Source organism: bacterium (assembly GCA_037143175.1).
GTDB lineage: Bacteria > Verrucomicrobiota > Kiritimatiellia > CAIKKV01 > CAITUY01 > JAABPW01.
The window spans coordinates 25184-45361 of the sequence record JBAWZF010000021.1 but is presented as its reverse complement, the minus strand read 5'-3'; the positions used below and the strand labels follow the sequence as shown (position 1 = coordinate 45361).

General features: G+C 51.5%; 15 protein-coding genes. 3 read left to right on the top strand and 12 right to left on the bottom strand.

Translation table 11 applies throughout. From position 1 onward, the window contains the following. The first annotated feature begins 160 nt into the window (after positions 1–160). The 3 genes from WCI03_08580 to lpxB are packed head-to-tail and all read left to right on the top strand — an operon-like array spanning position 161 to position 3305. The gene (locus tag WCI03_08580) at positions 161–1255 is read left to right on the top strand and encodes a PilT/PilU family type 4a pilus ATPase (protein MEI8139908.1); all 1095 of its coding nucleotides are present in this window, start codon (positions 161–163) and stop codon (positions 1253–1255) included. A 2-nt stretch (positions 1256–1257) separates the two neighbouring features. Beyond that, positions 1258–2136: a UDP-2,3-diacylglucosamine diphosphatase LpxI gene (gene lpxI / locus WCI03_08575; protein ID MEI8139907.1), complete on the top strand. Its 879-nt coding sequence runs from the start codon at positions 1258–1260 to the stop codon at positions 2134–2136. After that, the gene (gene lpxB / locus WCI03_08570) at positions 2133–3305 is read left to right on the top strand and encodes a lipid-A-disaccharide synthase (GenBank protein MEI8139906.1); all 1173 of its coding nucleotides are present in this window, start codon (positions 2133–2135) and stop codon (positions 3303–3305) included. Before lpxI ends, lpxB begins: the two co-directional genes overlap by 4 nt. Here the strand turns inward: lpxB and WCI03_08565 are convergent. From WCI03_08565 to WCI03_08510, 12 genes are all read right to left on the bottom strand, one after another. After that, entirely contained in the window at positions 3300–4706 is a 1407-nt protein-coding gene (locus tag WCI03_08565; GenBank protein ID MEI8139905.1) for a hypothetical protein, read from the bottom strand. The genes lpxB and WCI03_08565 overlap by 6 nt on opposite strands. A 227-nt stretch (positions 4707–4933) precedes the next feature. Continuing rightward, complete coding sequence (locus WCI03_08560; GenBank protein MEI8139904.1) at positions 4934–5320, bottom strand: HEPN domain-containing protein; 387 nt, start codon at positions 5318–5320, stop codon at positions 4934–4936. Beyond that, positions 5301–5621, bottom strand: a complete 321-nt coding sequence (locus tag WCI03_08555; protein MEI8139903.1) for a nucleotidyltransferase domain-containing protein — start codon at positions 5619–5621, stop codon at positions 5301–5303. Before WCI03_08555 ends, WCI03_08560 begins: the two co-directional genes overlap by 20 nt. Before the next feature lie 219 nt (positions 5622–5840). Further along, entirely contained in the window at positions 5841–11714 is a 5874-nt protein-coding gene (locus WCI03_08550; protein ID MEI8139902.1) for a choice-of-anchor Q domain-containing protein, read from the bottom strand. Positions 11715–11761: 47 nt separating this feature from the next. Then, positions 11762–12523, bottom strand: coding sequence for a DUF1566 domain-containing protein (locus WCI03_08545; protein ID MEI8139901.1), 762 nt, complete (start codon positions 12521–12523; stop codon positions 11762–11764). Between the two features lie 41 nt (positions 12524–12564). Beyond that, entirely contained in the window at positions 12565–12957 is a 393-nt protein-coding gene (locus WCI03_08540) for a hypothetical protein (GenBank protein MEI8139900.1), read from the bottom strand. A gap of 46 nt (positions 12958–13003) precedes the next feature. Next, entirely contained in the window at positions 13004–13468 is a 465-nt protein-coding gene (locus WCI03_08535; GenBank protein ID MEI8139899.1) for a hypothetical protein, read from the bottom strand. Between the two features lie 256 nt (positions 13469–13724). Beyond that, entirely contained in the window at positions 13725–14543 is an 819-nt protein-coding gene (locus WCI03_08530) for a hypothetical protein (protein MEI8139898.1), read from the bottom strand. 56 nt (positions 14544–14599) lie between these two features. Then, positions 14600–15904, bottom strand: coding sequence for a DUF401 family protein (locus WCI03_08525; GenBank protein MEI8139897.1), 1305 nt, complete (start codon positions 15902–15904; stop codon positions 14600–14602). A gap of 10 nt (positions 15905–15914) precedes the next feature. After that, on the bottom strand, positions 15915–19070 hold the full coding sequence (gene ileS, locus WCI03_08520; GenBank protein MEI8139896.1) for an isoleucine--tRNA ligase: 3156 nt from the start codon (positions 19068–19070) through the stop codon (positions 15915–15917). A 1-nt stretch (position 19071) separates the two neighbouring features. Beyond that, positions 19072–19374: a Trp family transcriptional regulator gene (locus WCI03_08515; GenBank protein MEI8139895.1), complete on the bottom strand. Its 303-nt coding sequence runs from the start codon at positions 19372–19374 to the stop codon at positions 19072–19074. Positions 19375–19412: 38 nt separating this feature from the next. Then, a complete protein-coding gene (locus WCI03_08510; protein ID MEI8139894.1) occupies positions 19413–19934 on the bottom strand; it encodes a hypothetical protein in 522 nt (173 codons plus the stop codon). Positions 19935–20178 lie beyond the last annotated feature (244 nt).

The following is a 20178-nucleotide window of genomic DNA, read 5'->3' as shown; positions in this document are numbered from 1 at the left end:
CGCTGCCCTGTCACGGCAGAGGTCGCGGGTTCGAGCCCCGTCGTCCCCGCCAGTTTTGTTGAGACCTGTTCCAGCAAAACAACTCCCCCGGTTTCTGCATCCTTGCCCTCGCGCGGTGCTTTTGCTTTGATCTACGTAATTCCAAGATAGGAGTGACCGGATGTTCAAAATTGATGATTTCCTGAGACTTGCTGTAGAAATGCATGCATCTGACATTCATTTGAAAGTCGGACAATCCCCTTTCATCCGACTTCATAGCGAACTTACGCCCGCAGACCTTCCTGCCCTGACCCCCGATCATCTTCATAAAACCATCCAGCATATTTTGCCTGCCCATCTCGTGACCGATTTTTCAGAACAGCATGAGGCTGATTTTTCCTATTTTGTTGAAGGGGCCGGACGTTTTCGCGTCAATGCGTTTATGAGTCAAGGCCAGCCCGCGCTCGCTTTCCGCCACGTCAAAACCAAAGTTCCCACCGTGGATGACCTCAATCTTCCGCAATCCATCAAGCAAATTTCCGCCTCGCAACGCGGGATTATCATCGTCAGCGGGGCCACCGGCAGCGGAAAATCCACGACACTGGCCAGCATGTTGAATCACATGAATGAAACGGAAAATCTCCGGATCATCACCATTGAGGATCCTATTGAATATCTGTTTGAAGACAAGAAATGCGTCATTTCTCAACGCGAAGTAGGACTGGATACATTAAGTTTCGAGGCCGCCCTCAAACACATTCTGCGACAGGATCCGGATGTGATTATCATCGGAGAAATGCGCGACCAGACCACCTTCCGTACCGCTCTTTCTGCCGCAGAGACCGGACATCTGGTGTTAACGACGCTTCACTCGGGAAACGCCTCTATTGCGGTTCAACGGCTGCTTGAATTTTTTCCTGCGAATGAGTGGGATCAAATCCGTCTGAATCTTGCCAGCAACCTTCAGGCGGTTATCTGTCAGCGGCTGCTTAAAGGCGCCCAGGGAGGCGTCATCCCCGCAGTGGAAATCCTGATCAACACACCCACCGTGCGGAAACTTCTGGAAAAGAACAAACTGGACGTCCTGCCCGCAGCCATCGAAACCGGGGCAGATGACGGCATGCAGACCTTCAACCAATCCATCTATAACCTCATCAAGAACGGCATGATCACCCAGGAGGAAGGCATGATGTATGCCACCAATCCCCAGGCCTTGCGCATGAATCTGCAGGGGATTTTCCTGGATGAGGGCCGCCGTATTCTTTCAACGATTTAATCATGAACGACACCTCACCACATGAAGGAGCCTTCGGGATTCCCAAAGGAATCACCGAAATCGTATTGTTGGCCGGCAAAGGCGATTACCCGCTGTTATTGGCCCAATCGGCACGCGCCCAGGGCGTTCGCCGCATCACGGCCATCGCTTTCCGCCATGAAACGGATCGGGCCATTACCCGTTATGTCGATGATGTAAAGTGGATCTATCTGGGCCAGTTCGGCGCCGTCCTGGGCGCCTTGGACAGCTGGGGTATCAAGCATGCCGTCATGGTGGGCCAAATCACACCCACCCACTTGTTCAGCCTGCGATTCGACCGCATGACATTTGACCTCTTAAAAAACCTCAAACAGCGCAACGCCCACACCATCTACGGGGCGGCCTGTGATGCATTGACTCAACACGGCGTCACCCTGGTTCCGGCCCACCTGTTTATGGAAGCCGCCATGCCGGAGGCCGGCCTGATCGGCGGGCGGGCACCGACCGACGCGGAAATGATGGACATCCTGTTCGGCCTGAATGTGGCTAAAATCACCAGCAGTATTGAAATCGGGCAGACCGTGGCGGTCAAAGAAGGTACCATCCTTGCCGTTGAGGCTTATGAAGGCACGGATGAGACCATCCTGCGCGCCGGCCGCGTGGGCAAGGGCGGCGCCGTTGTGGTTAAGGTGGCGAAGAAAGGCCACGATATGCGTTTTGATATTCCCGTGGTCGGCATGCGCACCATGAAAATTATCAAAAAAAGTAAAACCCAAGTGCTTGCCGTTGAAGCCAAACGCACCATCCTCCTTGAACGGGAGAAATTGATCAAAGAGGCCAACCGGCTGGGAATCTGCTTTATCGCCATGAACACCGAGGACTCGCTTCAAGGCCGCTCATGACGAAACCCCGTTCCATCATGATCCTTGCCGGCGAGATTTCTGGAGACATGCATGCTGCCGGTTTGGTCCGTGCGCTTCGCCAAGCCGATCCCTCCCTCACCTTTTTCGGTATCGGCGGCCCCTTGATGAGGGAGGCTGGCGTCGAAACGTATTACGATGTCAAAGACCTGGCGGTCATGGGAATCGTCGAAGTGCTAAAACGCATTGTCTTTTTCCGCAAGGTATTCCGCCATATGGAGCGGGAGGCATGCGAAAAACGGCCAGATGCCGTTATTCTGGTCGACTACCCCGGCTTCAATCTGAGATTTGCATCCAGTGCCCATGCCATGGGGTTGAAAACCATTTACTATATCTGCCCCCAAGTCTGGGCATGGAAACAAGGACGGATCCCGACCATGGTTGCCGTCCTCGATCGGTTGATGGCGATTTTCCCCTTTGAACCGAAAGTATTTGAGGGAACAAGCCTGAAAGTGGACTTTGTCGGCCATCCCCTAATCGATGAAATTCGCGAGGCAATGCACACCCCCATGGCACCACTCCCCTGGGACGGAGAACCGCAGATTGGTATGCTCCCCGGGAGTCGCCATAACGAGATCGACCGGCTTCTCCCACCCATGCTTGGGGCCGCGCGTCTGATTGAACAACAATTTCCAACAGCCTCGTTTGTCATCCCTACCCCCTCGGATGAAATATCTGAACATGTCCGCCGTGTCATAGCACGCTTCCCCAATGGCCCCAGCCGACTTCAAATCATACGGGGTGAAGCCAGACAGGTCTTCCGTCAAAGCCGGGCCGCCTTGGTCAAATCAGGTACCGCGACGATGGAGGCGGCCCTCGTGGGATGTCCTGCCGTCATCACCTATGCTGTAGCTCCCCTGACCTATTGGATCGCCATTAGAATTATTAAGGTCAAGGTCAAGTTCGCTGGCATTGCAAACATTATTGCCAATCGCTACATCTGCCCCGAGGTGATTCAATTCGACATTACCCCGGAAGCGCTCGCCCGTGAACTGATCCCACTGCTAACAGACTCTCCTGCGCGGCAGACCATGCTGAATGGCTACGCCGAAATCCGGGCACTCCTGGGTGACGGAGGAGCCGCCCAGCGCGCCGCTCAAGTGGTGATGGATGAACTGGAAAAGCCGAAGACCGCAGTCAGTCGGTCATAGGGCTTTCAATTCGAAACGCAGATACTTGGTGAAGGCTTCGTGAACAGCCGCCGCCACATGCCCTGGGGTAACCCCTACATGATGGCGATACCCTTCGTGCCCGATGTACTCCAGTGCGTTTTGCAGGTTTTCAATCCGGACCACGCCGGCACACCCGAAATAATCATCCGCCAATTTGTCGGTTGTAAACTCACCCTGGCCAAGATAACACCAGAGTTTTCCCTCCGCCGTTTTGGCGCTGGCAAACGTCATTGGTGATGGTGCGATGCGACCCACATTGCACCCCCATCCACACCCGGCCCCCAAGGCCTTGGCAAACATCGGATGGTCAACCACCTGGCCTTTTCCCGTCATCAGGCTCTGGGGAACCGGGCCGCAATGGAAAAGCACACACTTGTCAGGATCATCCCCATAATTATTGTTCCAATCAAGGCAGGTTGCGGGGCGTTGGGATGCCAGCGATAACGCATACATCGGTACCGCATTACAAACATCAAGTTCGCAGGCGGAAACGATGCCGCGATCATTCATCTCACTGATAATCACACAAGGGGCCACGCCGAGCTCTTTTTCGAGCTCAATCCAGCAGCGCAAGGCCATACAGTCCATGTGGTAATCATTCATGATATCATCTAGAACAACACCGAGTTTACTGAGGGTCTCAAACTTTTCTTTCGGGATCTTCGTCCAGTTGGTGTAGTTTTTCAGCCGTTCGGCCTTTGCAATAAACTGATCGCTGCCCGTCTTGACATCCCGAATCCGCATGAACACTTCCGAGAGGTCAAGCGCCTCTGTCGTGATGCCGAGGCGCTGCAGTGTCAGCTCATCAAAACGCACCGTTTTAAAGGCAGTCGTACGCGCACCGATGGCACCAACCGTCATGCGTTTCATCTGGTTGGTCACACGGCAAACGGCGGCGAACTGATGAATATGGATTTCAAACGTCTTACTTGTCGGGGCCACGGTATGGGGCTGGAACGTGGTGAATGGCAGTCCGTACTGACAGAACACGTCCATCACGGAAAACTTCCCGCAAAACGCATCACGCCGGTCGGCAAAACCCATTTTCCCCAACTCGTCGGGATAGGCCTGAATCAAGATCGGCACCCCGCAGTCCTGAAGTGCGGCAATGGCACCGGTTTCATCGCCAAAATTCGGCAGACAGAGAATTACACCATCATATTTACCGCGGTTCTCTTCAAGAAATTGCGCGTATTTTAGACCTTCCCCGGTTCCCTCCACGGCACCGAACTTGGTGATCGATTCATCCATCACCAAGCTTCCGTATCCGAGCTTTTTCAGAACCGTAGTCAGTTCTGTCCGGGCTCCCGAGATCAATTTTTCAGGAAAAAAGCCACGATTGCCAAAATAGAGAGCAAAAGTCACCGGTTTATTTTTCATTACAGTATGTCCTTTGGGTTATGCATTCAGTCTGCCATAAAGCCGCCCGTCGCGGAATGGACAAGAAAACTATTTAATGTATAATCCTGCACATATTATTACATACCACGCACAACGGGAATTCGCATGATTCAATACGCGGATCGGCTGGGATATTACGACGCCTTCCATTTCTCCAAAACTTTTAAGCGCTTTTGGGAAAAGACTCCCCGTTGTTTCATCCCACCTTAACGTACAGACAAGGAAAGCAAATGTCGAAGTTCATCCCGAACAGCGCCACTCAACGTAATCGCTTCCTTCGCGACTTCCTGAGACGCACATTCGCCTGGATAACGAAATTCGACGGCATAAGCGGTCAGTGTGGCCATTCCCGAGCGCAGGACATCCAGCGCAGGAGTTGGGGGGATTTCGCTGAGCAGGCGCACGAGATCGTGAGTCTTCGGTATGGGGATATTCAATTCCTGCAAATATGCTTTGAGATATTTCTCGGCAGATTGCTGAGCGTGAAAACACGCGGCATCAAAATTCGGCATTTTGCGTGCCCGGCACTCCCGCTTGGCGCTTATGAAATCGCCCTCAGCTTTATCGACCCATTCAATGACTTCGCGCTTCATACAGCACAAGCCCTTTCTCCGCAATATCCCGCATGAAAAAGTCTTTCATTTTCAACCGCTCGCGGAATTTCTCAGGAGATCGAACAATGACATCGATAGAAACATCATGCGGAAGCGCCATCCGGATATCGGATGCCGCTTTTGCGGCGACGGATTCGTGACGGAGCACCACCAGTAGATCCACATCGGAATCCTCGCGCGGCTTTCCGTAGGCGTATGAACCAAACAATATAATACGTTCCGGCTTGAATTGTTTCGCCAAACACCGGCTCCAATCACGAATTTGTCTCATCTGAACCATTTCGATAAATTATCCCCCCAACTCACCGAAGTCACGAAAAAAGCAGTGACTACCAAACCGCCATGCAATATCTGCCCATTTTCAGGTGTCCAGATCGGTCCAAAGCGGTAAAGTGACGCAGCGGGTCAAAGAAAACTGGGCGCGAAATACAGGCTTGAAACAATATATGTCGTCGATAGACGATACCATGAGGCAAAATGAAGGCAGTACACAAAAGATTTATTCCCGAACGTCAATCCTGTAAAAATACGGCCCGACTCCCTGCACCACGTCAGTGTATATGTTCTGCGATGGCGTAGTTGGCATATTACTGGCACCGGGAAGAATAGTGAATGCGTTTGTGCCCACCATCAGGTTTGTCGACCGACTGAGGTTGTAGAACCGATTCGAGATGCTCGGCCAGCGGACAATCATGCCTTGGCCAAACGTGCCATTAGCGCTTGTGAAGTGGAATACGGAGTTGATGTTCGTGGGATCACTTCCCGCAACCCATTCTTGCCAAGTCAGCATTCCGTCATTATCAACATCCCGCATGGCGTCCACATTGAAGTTCGTGAGGCCAGACTGAGCAAGCCACCACTTAGGGACATTGTTGGTCACTAGCTGCACATTGAAAACCGCCGTAATCGCACGGGAAGCGTTCATAATTACTGTTATCCTGTTGCTCTCGATTGTGCAGCCGTTCGTCTGGCCCTGCCAAGTCCAGAAAGTGAAGTAACTCTCAGGAGTTGCGGTCAATTCAATATTCGCACCTGATGCGAGCCATGAGTTATTGGTGTTAACTGCCCCATTACCTGTCGCGCTCGTTTGCAGCCAGTAATTTGTGCTCCAAAGCCACGTCACTGTTGTGTGATTGGTTATCGTTATAGTACCGACGTTTGTTGTAGCTCCACTTGCTGAAACGCTACCGGTCCCTGTCCACCCCTTACAGGCAAATTGGGTGGTTCCGCCTAAAATGACAGGTGAATTGGTAATAACTACATTTACAGAAGCACCAACATCAAAAAGTCGCGTTCCGGCTTGCGGAAAACCACCAGCATAGGGGGGCATTGAGATGGTCAATGAGTACTGCAGCCCGGGTACATACTCATAACTCCCCATGTCCACAATGCCATCAACGGAAACACGCGGATTGCCACCCAAATCTTTTGAGCTAGTCATCCAGGACTGATTTGATCCAGCATTGATACAGAAGGATCCCGTTTGCAGCCTGTAGTTCCCAGAACCCGGATTTACAAACAGAGGTTCGTCAGCAATATTCCCAGCCCCCGCTGGCAATGGAGTAGTGCAGCTATAGTCAAGACTGGTGCCAGAATAGTTCGGCGCGGATGGTGCTACATTGAAATAGACAATACTGTTGTTCAGAGTGCTTCCGTATGCACCTCCACCAACACCTGCTGAGTTCCCGATCAATGTGCAGTTGGTCAGAGAACCACCCACGGAACCACCACCGGCATATCCTGAGGAATTGCCGGTCAACAGACAGCTATACAACGTGCAGTCTTTAACACCACCACCCCATGAATCTCCGCCTCCAGGACCTGTCGGATGCTCAACTGAATTGCTGGACAATATGCATTTATTGAGAATACTTCCCGCCGCGCCACCACCAGAAAAAGCCGAGTTTCTTGTCAGCGTGCAATTGTTCATTGTGGAATTTATTGCGCCGCCTCCTGAACTGTAGTTGTAACCGGCAGAATTGCCGATCAACGCGCAATTATTAAGCGTGCCTCCAGACACACCGCCACCATCATCATTTGCCGAATTCCCAATGATAACGCAGTTAGTCAATACACCCGACGGCTCCAACCATGCCCCACCACCAGCCTGCTCCAAAGCATGATCTCCACTATATCCCCGGGTTGCCCCGTTCGTGAGGGTAAATCCAGACAAGACCGCGTTGGTCCCCAAATACACACAGCGTATTGCCGCATCACCATGCGGACCTAAACCCTGAATGATCGTTGCTCCAGGGCCGCTAACACTTTGTACCGTGATGGTCTTGGTGATAGCCACGCGGTTTGTCAGAGAACCACGCGCCACTCGCCCACCTGATACATAGACGCCGTTGCTGACCATAATCAGTGAGCCAGGGTACGCCACATCAACGGCACTCTGTATGCGTTGTGCGGCCGTTGCCCAATTCGTATAAGGAATTTGCGGCGAAATTGAACTGGCCGAAACATAGTGAGTCATCGCATTCGTGCAGACATATATGTACTCAGCCTGTTCGTAAGCGCCAATGTCTACAACGGCATTCCCATTACCATCTCCATCCAAAGGCCTTATTTGACCCGCGTAATCGAGAGCCGGAGCACCGACAGAGGTTCCGGCGTCGATACAGGGTGAATTTGCCTGCAATTGATAACCGACACCACTTACAAACATGGGGTCGGTCGTCATGTTGCCGGTTCCGGGGTGAAACTCCTGAACGCAACTGTAAGTAAACGTTGCCGCCGCCTGAAGGTCAATTGGATCGGACGCAGCATCGGAATTACCCCAAACAATGAAATTCTTGAACAAGGGAGCCCCTACTGTCGACAGAGCACTGCCACGATTCGTGGCAACATTATACGCCACCGTACAATTAATACCGGTTGGACTGCATCCCGTGCCCACGTAGAGGCCGCCACCATCGTTGGTGCTACGGTTTCTCACGATAAGCGAATTCACGAGATACGGGTTCGAATTGTTTTCCATATACACTCCGGCTCCGCGGCCCGAGAAATTTGACTGAATAAGACAGCTGTCCAAGGTCGGCGAACTGCCATAACAGACAACGCCCCCTGCATTTGCCTCGATAATCGTCCGACGGATGATGGGGTTCGCCTGGTTGGTGCAATAGATCCCAGCTACCCCGCAATCCCATATCCTGCAATCCTCGATTGACGGACTTGCCTTTCTACACAGAACGCCTGGTTGCCCAAAGAATGATGCCCATGTGTGAATGGTAAACCCTTTGATGACCGTCAGGGCGGTCTCATTGCTGGCACAGATAAACCCACTGTTGACGCTTGCCGCGTCAATCACTGCCGAGTTATAGCCATGCCTCGAACGAACGGTTATGGGTTTCCCCTTCGTGGTGATATCCTGATTGCCAACCCCGGAATATGACCCATCCATTACCACAATGACGGAACCACTTGGCGCCACATTGATTGCCTTCTGGATCGAATCATAGGGATGGTATTGAGTTCCATTTTCATAAGGGGCACTTGTTTCGGGATCTCCAGGAACGGGGTCGTTAGGCCCATCATCATCAACCTGAATTGGGCTTGATGAATTTTTAGGATCTGTCATCAGAACAAAGGCTTCCTCATCATCAGGTATTCCATCTCCATCCCAGTCCCCGTAACCCATTGTGATATTAGCACCAGCAACATTATTGGTTAGATGAATGGGATTGCCTGCATAGGATCCAATTGGCTCAGTGGGGCTCCAGACACCGTCATCGTTTGAATCAATGAAAGCTCTCACCCAGTAGTCCGAGAGGACCGGAACTCCTTGAATCGAAAACCAACCTCCCGTCACTATAGTGCTGTACTGCATATTGTTGGTGGACTTCATATCAGAGTCCGTTGAGGTAAGCATCGCCACAACCCGAATTTTCCCCGGCTTTTCTATGCCGCCAGCAACGACGCCAGTGATCATCTGTGTGACAAGTGTCCAGTGAGCATAGAGGGATGCTTCATGAGCTTCAAACTGCGACTCGGGAGTTCCTCGTAGTTCAATCTCCGAAAACATTGTCCATTCAGAACCTCGTGTCGCCGAAATATTAAATCTGTCACTGACCGTATTAATGCCACCCAACGCAAGCTCAACTGTGCTACCACTTCCCGCCGGATTAGTCACAGAGAAGGTTCTACTGTAACCTACAGGGGTCGAAACAGTAATTTGTGTTGGCAGCCCAACACCTGAGGCATTGTCGCTGTCTGCCGCCCAAATCTTGATCTCTGAGACATTTACCGCTCCCGTAAAAACAAATGAGATGCTTGGATTAACATTCTGCCAACCTACTGTTGAATTCCCATCGGCAGCAATCGAGCCCCCCCAAACCGGAACGAGTGCCATGCCATCAGTCAGCTTGTTTCCGGAGCTGTCCGGATAAAGCGCCGATGGGTTAACACTATAACTATAGCCATACAATATCGGAGCGCTAACCACTGTTCCTGCGGTCACCAGGGTGCCAGCTGATGGAGCGGTCCACCAACCATCGAAATTGTACCACTCACGCGTTATGCTTGGCAGACTTCCGTAGGGCTCGTTGTAGATCACAAGTTTTGAGGTTGGCGCGGGCGTGGTACCACCCTGAGGATTGAAGGTCACCCCATATGTGTTGGTTATCCAGTTCCAATTTATTGATGATAGAAGATTTGTTAGAACAATGATTCCAGTATTGTTGGTTGATCCAGTGGCCGGCACCGATCCCGTTCCTAACCAACCGATAGGAGTGTATCCAGCAACGGACGAAACTGATGCCGTAACGGTAGATTTCCAATTGAAGTTTGAGTATGTATTGACGGCAGGTATAGGTGACCCTCGCATCGAACTCACCGAGAAGATATAATTCCGGGAATCTACACCACAACTGCTGGAAGATGTGAATTGTGGAGCTGTTGTATAATACACCATGAATCCCAATTGCCCGGCATTCCCATTCCAGTTGGTTCCCGCATTCCAAACGAGTGACTTGCCTATCCCGGGCGTAACATTCGTGCCGATAGCCCCAGAAACAACGTTGATTGGAAGTGCGACGCCATTAGATGTCACCACAAGAGAAATTGGAGCACCATTGGAAACAGCACTGATTATGTCGTAAACAATGTCCACCAGCTTTGTTCCAGGTCGCTGAACGGCCGCAAGGTTCGTTATCGATCCATATGTATTTATCCAGGTTTTACAAACGGAAACCAATTGCGTCACGGACGCATGCCTCACGGCAAAATTTAGTTCTGCAATACTGCCATTCCAATCAGTCCCTGCATTCCAAACGATCACGTTTCCGGTTCCTGGTAAAACATCCGCACCAATAGCCCCGGAAAAAGTGATGGCCGATATGTTGGTTCCATTGTTCGCCACGACTAGCGAGATTGGTGCCGCATTGGAGGCATCACTGATCAAATCGTAGGTAATATCCACTAATTTTGTGCCCTGACGCTGGGCTGCAGAAACATTCGTAATCACGAACAAATTCGCCCAATTCCAAGTAATCGAAGACACTAGATTGGATAGAACAACCAAACCCGTTGTGTTCGTAGTGCCTGATAAGGGAATCGAGCCTGTTCCAGACCAGCCTGTTGAACGCCAGTTTATGCCAGACACGACAACGGAGGAAACCGAGCAGGTCACCGCTGAACGCCAAGCATAGAGATTCGTCCCTGCCGAAGGAACTGGCGACCCGCGAACTGATGATACAGCAAGCGTATAATTCCGAGAGTCAACAAGAGCACTACCAGCCGAAACCAATTGCGTCACGGACGTATGCCTCACGGCAAAATTTAGTTCTGCAATACTACCATTCCAATCAGTCCCTGCATTCCAAACGATCACGTTTCCGGTTCCTGGTAAAACATCCGCACCAATAGCCCCGGAAAAAGTGATGGCCGATATGTTGGTTCCATTGTTCGCCACGACTAGCGAGATTGGTGCCGCATTGGAGGCATCACTGATCAAATCGTAGGTAATATCCACTAATTTTGTGCCCTGACGCTGGGCTGCAGAAACATTCGTAATCACGAACAAATTCGCCCAATTCCAAGTAATCGAAGACACTAGATTGGATAGAACAACCAAACCCGTTGTGTTCGTAGTGCCTGATAAGGGAATCGAGCCTGTTCCAGACCAGCCTGTTGAACGCCAGTTTATGCCAGACACGACAACGGAGGAAACCGAGCAGGTCACCGCTGAACGCCAAGCATAGAGATTCGTCCCTGCCGAAGGAACTGGCGACCCGCGAACTGATGATACAGCAAGCGTATAATTCCGAGAGTCCATCAAAACGGCAACCGTCACTGTTTGCGAAGAAGCCAATGAAAATATCGGCATCAAACAACATAAAACCCAGACCAACCAGGCGCATAATTGAATATTCATAATTTTTTTGTTAACAGATTGGCTTTAGATGAAAGCGCCGCCGTTACTTACTGTCCACGACATGGCCAGATCGGATAACTATTATATACAGGATTACCATCCGGTACACTTTGGGCTTCGCCACCATTGGCCATATTTACTAAGACCTTATAGCCGCTGGTGTAACCTGGGGAAGAAGACCAATAATACCCCAACTGCACACCAACAAAAAACGCATTCTGCAAATACATATTGCCTAATTGGTATTTGTCGGGCAGAAACCAGTTGTCGTATCCCGCATACACTAAGGCATTGCAAAGGTTATTTGCTTGAGTCCAGGTTCCTATGCCGTTAGTGCTGGCGTCATAGACCCACATCAAACCAGAATTGCGGTCATTCATGGTCACTGCGCCATTCGAATAAATATTCTTCACCCATCGCGCATCAACGACATCCCAAGCAATTGCCCTAGGGTCACCACCAATAGGCATATTGTCATGCGCGGTAAGTGAAAACGACACCATTGCCAGATTCCCGTTCCAATCCGCTCCCATATTCCAGATAATGGATTTTGCATTCCCAGTAGCAACAAAACCTATATCGCCCGAGAGACTGGACACGTTCACTGGCACGCCAGCAGTGCTGACTGTCACAACTATATAAACCAAATTTGTGGCAGAACTGCTAACATCGTACGAGATATCTACCAGTTTTGTTCCCGTTCGTTGAGCTACCACAAAGTTGGTGACCACAACTTGTGCCCACACATCTCCCGCCAACCAAAGCAAAGCAATCCCAGCCAAGACGCCCACGAGCATGCACTTTTTCATAAGAGCTCCATTCACATCCCAAGGACAAATTAGGATAAATATTAACGGTGCGAAATGCGCCCGATCTTCCATAAAGCGCAAACTACGTGCATTTGTCCGTTATGATGTTTTTTTTCACAAGAAGTGACTTTTCGCCACAAATCCATCGGTCTATCCTGAAAAGATGAATCTTTCTTCAGCAGTTTTACGGCTTCTACGGCGTAATGCTTGTTGATCTTGGATTTCGTATGATTTCCTGGCGGAATCCCCGTGATCATATTTGCGTCGATCAAACCGAAAAACACACACCGAGGACAGCATTTGTCCCGACTTGCATCCGCCCTCCCTAAAAAGAACGCCTTCGATGCAGCCGTCCAAGCTTTTACAGGATCAACATCGCGTGACTTCGAGACTGCAATAAGCGCAACTTCACCATATGATGAGTGTTTTTTCATTCGAGTTTTCATTGAGTGCAATTTGCCTGACATTTGTTGAAATTACTCACATTCTGTTGTTAAGCGGGGGCACCTCGCCATGATCAACTGCATAGGTGACGAGAAGCCGCTTTTCCAGCGAAATAACTACGGGATTACCCGAGGTAACGCAGCGGCGGTAGCATCGCTTGTCCCAGACCTGCAAATGCTGGAGAATAGGGTCGGCATTCTGGAACGGACAGTCTGTCTGAGCCGTAAAGTAGCAGATTACATTGGCCAAATTTAGATGGCCGAAAAGATGGGTCAGACGAATATTTGTATGTTGCGTGTTGCCGAGCGTATTGTTGACAGTCGTTTCTTGCCTAAACCGTCGACTCATGGTTTGCAGCGTCTTACCAATATAGAGAATGTCACTGCTCCCAAACAATCGGGACACTTGCCGATTCAACACATAAACATAAGTAACGTTGGCAATAGATTGCCCATCGTATTGCGCCCATTGGCGTTGATTCTGAATCGTTTTAAAATCCACAACTAATATTACTTGGAAATTGCGATGTGAGTCAAATCATATCAGTACCGACACGACCTTCGCGACACCCCTCACCTTCAGCATCACAGCAGGCACACTCAATCCAAGCTCAACGGGGATTTCCACTCCACTACCCATAAAGAGAAAATTGTCAATTACGGGTTTTCTATTGGACGCCCACGAATCACCTAATTTGTATAAGCGCTTTCAGGAAACTCCTCCCAGTTGTTACATCCCGAACTGACGTTCCCCCTCATCATCTCCGCCATTTGGCACCGGGGCGCATCTGGCGGGGGCCGGGCTGCTTCTGCTGCTTGGGCTCCTCCAGCAACAAGGCATACCAGGTCTCACCTAAATCAGCATTGGAGAATTGACCGGCCTTACCATTGGCGACAGCTTCCCAATTCTTTTCCAGAATCTCATCCTCGGTCGCGGTTTTCCCATCCACAAGAACTTGAAGGGCTTTGTCCGTTTGTTTTTTGCGAAGCAGCATCCAGGAATACGTGGCGTAAATCAGAACGCCGTCACGTTTGAATTTTTTGCGATACTTGTTATAGGTTTTATCGAGCGCTTCAAGCTCCCCCCGCTGATACTCGCGGCACATTTTCATGCAGCACAACACCGGGTCGCCCAGCAGGGTTTTGGGGAGAAGCCGATCCACCTCTTCGAATCTTTTTAATTGAAACAAAAACTGCAGACGAATGGCATTGATCTGACGATCCAACAGAATGCTCCACTTACTGTAGGGATCCATCTTTTTGCTGGATTCGAGGGCTTCCACCAGCATGACATCCTGATCCTTGCGCGCCTGATCCATAAGAAAACGGATATTGCCGCCGCGACTTGCCATCTGCTCATATTTTCGCCGCAACATATTGGTCCGCTCGGTTATACGGGCCTGAATCGCAGTCATCAGGGCCGTAATCCGGCGGCGAATCCATAGCGTCGCACCGATCTGAATTCCCAGCCCGAAAAGCACAGCCAGCACAATGCTCCAATTGCCCCAACGCAGCCCATAGTGGAGTCCAACCCAAATACCGACCATGCTCACCAACGACAAAAGTAACGTCAACATATCTACCTAACCCTTTCCAAACAGTCTAAAAAACCCGAATAATCCCCTTTTATATACTATAGCGCCCATTTCAACAGCAGAAAATAGGCAGCAGCAGAAACGGTCATCACCACGAATGGCCAGGCCAATAAACGGAGCGTGGCCCCGAAGGTGGCAGCAAAATAGCGGTTACTGACCACATAACAGAGATGAATGGGACTGATCATCATCCCCAGATGCCCGCAGGCATAAGCCAACACCACGTAGGGACGCATGGAGGGATGATCCGGCATGGACTCCACCAAACTCAACACCAGCGGGAAACTAACCCCGACAAACCCGAACGCCACCCCGGTCAACAAACCGGCAATAAAGGGCAAAAGGATCACCACCAACGTCACAGGCACATGCAACAACTCCAACTCACGGCCGATGGCAGTGGCCGCATTCACATCCTTCAACACGCTTTGATAGACCATGACGCTCAAGACCAGGCCCAGAAGCGGGACCATTTCCTTATTCCAGACCCGTCGTCCCAACTGCTTGAACGGGAAAGGTCTTGCCCATAATGTGTACACCAGACTCACCACCAGTCCGAAGATGAGCGGCGCGAATTTCTGCATGAAAGAGAGCCATCCCAGTGCGGTTCTTCCACTCTCAGGAGCCCCCCATATCAATTTTACCACAAGCCCTCCAAGGCACCACACGATCAGAACCAACCCGATGGGCGTCACCGACAGCAAAATCTTACGCTTGATGTCAGGAGGTGGAGGCGGGCCTTTTAAAAAAAGCGAGGATGGCGCGGAGCGAAACAGCAGCACTCCGCCTGCGAACATAAAGAGGCCCAGGGGAATCTGAAAAAAAGCGAACGTCAGCAGATCACTATTGGTCAGGCTCATGGCCAGGATCACACCGGGATACAGCGGCCACCAGTGCTCCCAGATATGACGCCACCAGTAGTTGATCGACGAAAGCATATTGCCGCCGAGTTCACTTCCCTGCGCCGCCTGGCGCACCATAGGTGCGGAGAATATCGCCCCACCCGGCATGGGTAACAGTCCTATAAGAGCGGGCAGTGCCGCCAGGGTGATGACCGGACGACGCGCAAAAGACTGGATCAAAGCGACCATACGCTCCATGCGCCCGGTCTGTCGCATCGCCTCCGACAGCATCAGAAGCAGAGCCACCGCCAAAAGCAATCCAATCGACGTTGACTGCGTCACCCCCTTCACGGCAGCACGCGTGAGCCCCTTGACATCCTCACCAAAAAAAAGGCCCAGTGAAATCGCCCCAGTCAAAATTGCCAGCCACAGCGGCACCTTGAGACGAACAAGAACTAAAATGATCCCGAATGAGAGTAATGTGAAGCCCAACGCCGACATTCAGGACTCCCTACTGCTGCTGGACTGCGGCTTCAAACTTGATCGCGCAGGGATGGCCATTCAGATCCCACTCGGTAGCGCCCTCAGGGATCACCTCAACAGCCTCACAAGAAAGGCTCAGGGTCTCGGTTGTAATATAGTCAAGATGGGCCCCTACCGCTTTCTTAACTTCCTCCGGACCGGTAAATTGAACGCGTATACGCTGCGTCACTTCCAAGTCAGCCGTTTTGCGCATATTTTGGAGCTTGCTGACAAACTCACGGGCCATACCCTCCGCCACCAGTTCCGGCGTCAGGGCGGTATCCAAGGCCACCACGATGCCGCCTTCGGCCGCAACCACGCTTCCCGCACGCGGAAGATGCTCAATGATCACGTCATCCAGCGTCAACTCAACTGTCTGCCCATCCAGAATGATCGCCAGGGGCTCACCCCGGGCCAGGACTTCAATCTGTTCGCTCTTGAGGCCAGCCACAAGTCCAGCCGCCTTCCTCATCAAGGGCCCCAATTTCGGTCCAAGCCGTGCGAAGTTAGCCTTGGCCTTTACGGTCGCAAAATCAGATTCGCTCAATCGGAATTCCGCCTCTTTGACATTCAACTCTTCCAGAATAATGTCCTTCAAATCACTCATGCACTTGAGCAATTCGGCATTCCGGCAGGCGACATGTAATTTCTTCAAGGGCTGCCGCACCTTCAAATCATGCGCAGACCGCAAGGTACGGCCCAACGCCACCACGGTCATCACCGCAGCCATCTGCCGTTCCAACGCCGGGTCACGGCGGGTCGCATCCCCGACCGGGAAATCACAGAGATGAACGGATTCAGGCATATCCGCCGTCCGCAAATTGCCATAAATGGCTTCACTGATAAACGGAATGAAGGGGGCTGCAATCTTGGACGTATTCAGGAGCACGTAATAAAGTGTCTCATAGGCCTGCGCCTTATCGACATCATCCTGTGACTTCCAGAACCGGCGGCGACTGCGGCGGATATACCAGTTGGTCAGATCTTCGATGAAGCGCACAAACGGCCGCACCGCACCCTGAAGGTCGTACCCATCCATGGCTTTGGTGACATTCGCCGACAGGGATTCCAGTGAGCTGCGGATCCAGCGATCCAGCAAATTCTCCTCCAGATTACTGCCTTCTGTCTTCTGCCCTCTGCCTTCCGGCCCCCACCCGTCCACATTGGCATAGGTCACAAAGAACCCATAGGCATTCCACAACGGGATCAGCAGATTCCGCATCAAATCCTGCACGCCGTCCTCGGAAAAGCGAAGATCTTCAGCCCGGACAACAGGTGAATTGATCAAATAGAGCCTTAACGCATCCGCCCCGTAGGTGTTGACGATGTGGCTCGGATCAGGATAATTTTTGAGGCGTTTGCTCATTTTACGCCCATCCTCGGCCAGCACCAAACCGTTCACAATGACGTTCCGGAATGCCGGCTTATCAAAAAGGGCTGTAGCGAGCACCATCAGCGTATAGAACCAGCCACGGGTTTGATCCAGGCCCTCCGCGATAAAATCGGCAGGAAAATGGCTCTCAAACTGTTCGCGATTTTCAAACGGATAATGCGCCTGCGCATACGGCATGGCCCCGCTTTCAAACCAGCAATCCAGCACCTCCGGAATCCGTTTGAGCATGCCCCGCCCTTCACGGGAGGGGATCTCGATCTTATCCATGAAATGCTTATGGAGGTCAGTCACCTTTTGACCGGAGAGCGCCTCGAGTTCTGCGGCAGACCCAACACAAATCACTTCCTTGCCATCATCGCTACGCCAGACAGGGAGCGGGGTCCCCCAATAGCGGTTACGCGAGATATTCCAATCCCGCGCTTGTTCCAACCACTTGCCAAAGCGACCATCCCGTAAATGTTCAGGCACCCAGCGGGTCTGACTATTGGCCTTGAGAATCCGGTCCCGCATCTGTTCAACCCGAACATACCACGCTGATATCGCACGGTAGATCAACGGCGTGTCACAACGCCAGCAGTGCGGATAGCTATGATTGATCACGGCATGATGAATCAGTTTCCCCTCAAGCTTAAGCCGCTTGATAATGTCATGATCAGCCTCCTTGACGGCACGTCCAATATAATCCGAAATCTCTTCGGTAAATCGGCCCTCGGCATCCACGGGGCAGGGCGCGGGGAGTTTCTCAATTTTTCCAACACGACTGTCTTCCTCACCAAACCCGGGCGCGATATGAACCACCCCGGTCCCATCCTCGGTCGACACGAAATCACCCGCAATAACCCGGAACGCCCCCTTGGCCTTATAGTCCGAAAAGTAAGGAAACAGCGGTTCATAACGCAGGCCGACCAATGCCGTCCCTGAGGTTTCTTCGACGACTTCGTAGACCGCGCCCTTTTTGTAATAGGCGGAAAGCCGGTCTTTGGCCAGATAGTAGAAAACGTCCCCATCCTTGATCTTAACGTAAGGGATATCCTTGCCCACAGCCAGGGCCATATTGGAAGGCAAGGTCCAGGGCGTGGTCGTCCAGGCCAGCACGTAGAGGGACTCCGCGCCCTCGACCTTAAACCGGATCGTCACGGCGGGATCCTGAACATCGGCATAGCCCTGATTCGTCTCGAAATTGGACAGCGGCGTGGTACAGCGCGGGCAATAAGGCACAATACGATGACCTTCATACACCAGCTCTTTTTCCCAAAGCGTCTTGAACACCCACCAGATGGATTCCATATAGGCAGGATCCATGGTCTTGTAATCGTGATCGAAATCGACCCACCGCCCCATACGGGTCACGACTTGACGCCATTCGCGGGTGTAGCGTAGGACAATGCTGCGGCAGCGCTCGTTGAATACATCCACCCCCATGGTTTCGATATCACGCTTTCCGCTAAGCTTAAGATCCTGTTCGACTTCGTACTCAACGGGTAGGCCATGGCAATCCCAACCGAACCGCCGATTCACCAAGTGGCCACGCATGGTCTGGTATCGGGGCACAATATCCTTAATGGTTCCGGCCAAAAGATGCCCAAAATGCGGTAAGCCGGTGGCGAAGGGGGGGCCATCGTAAAAAACGTATTCAGGAGCATCTTGGCGTTGCTCAAGAGATTTCTCAAAAATGTGCTGACGATCCCAAAACTCCAGAACCTCAACTTCCTGCCCTGGAAAATCCACTTTTCGCGAAACCTGCTTGAACATATTACTTCTCTTTCTTCTCCACGGCATGCCGGACCGCCTTACGGAAAGCGGCCGGGCCAAATTTCAATTCATGTGAGCCCCGCGTAATCTTGCAGAGGCTGATTCCCAAACGGGCGGCTATTTCCCGTTGCGTGATGCCCTTCTCCAGCAGGCAAACCAACTTCCATCGCAAAGCAATTTTTTCCCGTTCCCTGGAGGTCAATATAGCCTGAAACACATCATACACCTCAGCCGCATCCAACCGGGAAAGAACCGTGGCCAGTTCCCGGAGTACAAGATCCGGTTGATAATTGGATTTAGCCATAGGGCTGGATGGAACGGGATTGATGAACTCGGAACGACCTAGAACTTATAGCCCAGGTAACCACCGAACTCAATATCGCCGAAATCAAATTTACCCAGTGAACCCCAGTCTTCAAAGACATAATAAGCGTTAGCCTGGATGCTGAAACTCTTTCCCAGGGGGACGTTCACACCCAACACCCATTGCCAATACATATCCATCCAATCGCCATTGCCCTCGCCATCACGGGTATAGGTTGAGAGCACACCAAGTCCGCCCTGAAGCATTCCATCCTTCAGCAAAAGGTTGGCTTCAGGCGTAATTCCGTAGTCGATGTCTTTATGATCGGCGAACTCCGGGGTAAAACCGCAGGCCAGTTGCAGCAGGGCATTTTCCTCATGGATTTCATACGCCGGGACATAAGTCCAATCCCCATCGGTATAAGGTAGACTGATGAATTCCGAGTGTTTCTGATGATAACGGGCACCAAGATCCACCACCTGCGCGGTAGCCGCCATCGCCACCCCGGTAAGAGCCCCCATCAACAGACCGCCAATTAATGCAACTTTAAGTGTTTTCATAGGCCGAATCATAAACGCCACACCGTCCGGCGCAAGCTTTTTCACTTGCCTTTGACGTCCTTCTCGCCTTCCTTTCAAACATACGACCTCCTTGGACTTATATTTTTTCGCCAACCAGCACACTGTTGTTACGAGGTCAAGTTAGATTCATCACTCACTATTAATTTTATGAAGAATTTTATTCCGGCATAAACTTCAGGGTTAGGACTGGATTTTTTGCGAATATTCCCTTATGTTGGATGCT

Bases quoted from the DNA above. Each gene is read 5' to 3' on its own strand.
- WCI03_08510 (MEI8139894.1), bottom strand. From the start codon at position 19,934: ATGAAAACACTTAAAGTTGCATTAATTGGCGGTCTGTTGATGGGGGCT.
- WCI03_08540 (MEI8139900.1), bottom strand. From the start codon at position 12,957: ATGAAAAAACACTCATCATATGGTGAAGTTGCGCTTATTGCAGTCTCG.
- WCI03_08530 (MEI8139898.1), bottom strand. From the start codon at position 14,543: ATGTTGACGTTACTTTTGTCGTTGGTGAGCATGGTCGGTATTTGGGTT.
- WCI03_08560 (MEI8139904.1), bottom strand. From the start codon at position 5,320: ATGAAGCGCGAAGTCATTGAATGGGTCGATAAAGCTGAGGGCGATTTC.
- lpxB (MEI8139906.1), top strand. From the start codon at position 2,133: ATGACGAAACCCCGTTCCATCATGATCCTTGCCGGCGAGATTTCTGGA.
- WCI03_08525 (MEI8139897.1), bottom strand. From the start codon at position 15,904: ATGTCGGCGTTGGGCTTCACATTACTCTCATTCGGGATCATTTTAGTT.
- WCI03_08515 (MEI8139895.1), bottom strand. From the start codon at position 19,374: ATGGCTAAATCCAATTATCAACCGGATCTTGTACTCCGGGAACTGGCC.
- WCI03_08565 (MEI8139905.1), bottom strand. From the start codon at position 4,706: ATGAAAAATAAACCGGTGACTTTTGCTCTCTATTTTGGCAATCGTGGC.
- WCI03_08550 (MEI8139902.1), bottom strand. From the start codon at position 11,714: ATGAATATTCAATTATGCGCCTGGTTGGTCTGGGTTTTATGTTGTTTG.
- ileS (MEI8139896.1), bottom strand. From the start codon at position 19,070: ATGTTCAAGCAGGTTTCGCGAAAAGTGGATTTTCCAGGGCAGGAAGTT.
- WCI03_08555 (MEI8139903.1), bottom strand. From the start codon at position 5,621: ATGGTTCAGATGAGACAAATTCGTGATTGGAGCCGGTGTTTGGCGAAA.
- lpxI (MEI8139907.1), top strand. From the start codon at position 1,258: ATGAACGACACCTCACCACATGAAGGAGCCTTCGGGATTCCCAAAGGA.
- WCI03_08545 (MEI8139901.1), bottom strand. From the start codon at position 12,523: ATGAAAAAGTGCATGCTCGTGGGCGTCTTGGCTGGGATTGCTTTGCTT.
- WCI03_08580 (MEI8139908.1), top strand. From the start codon at position 161: ATGTTCAAAATTGATGATTTCCTGAGACTTGCTGTAGAAATGCATGCA.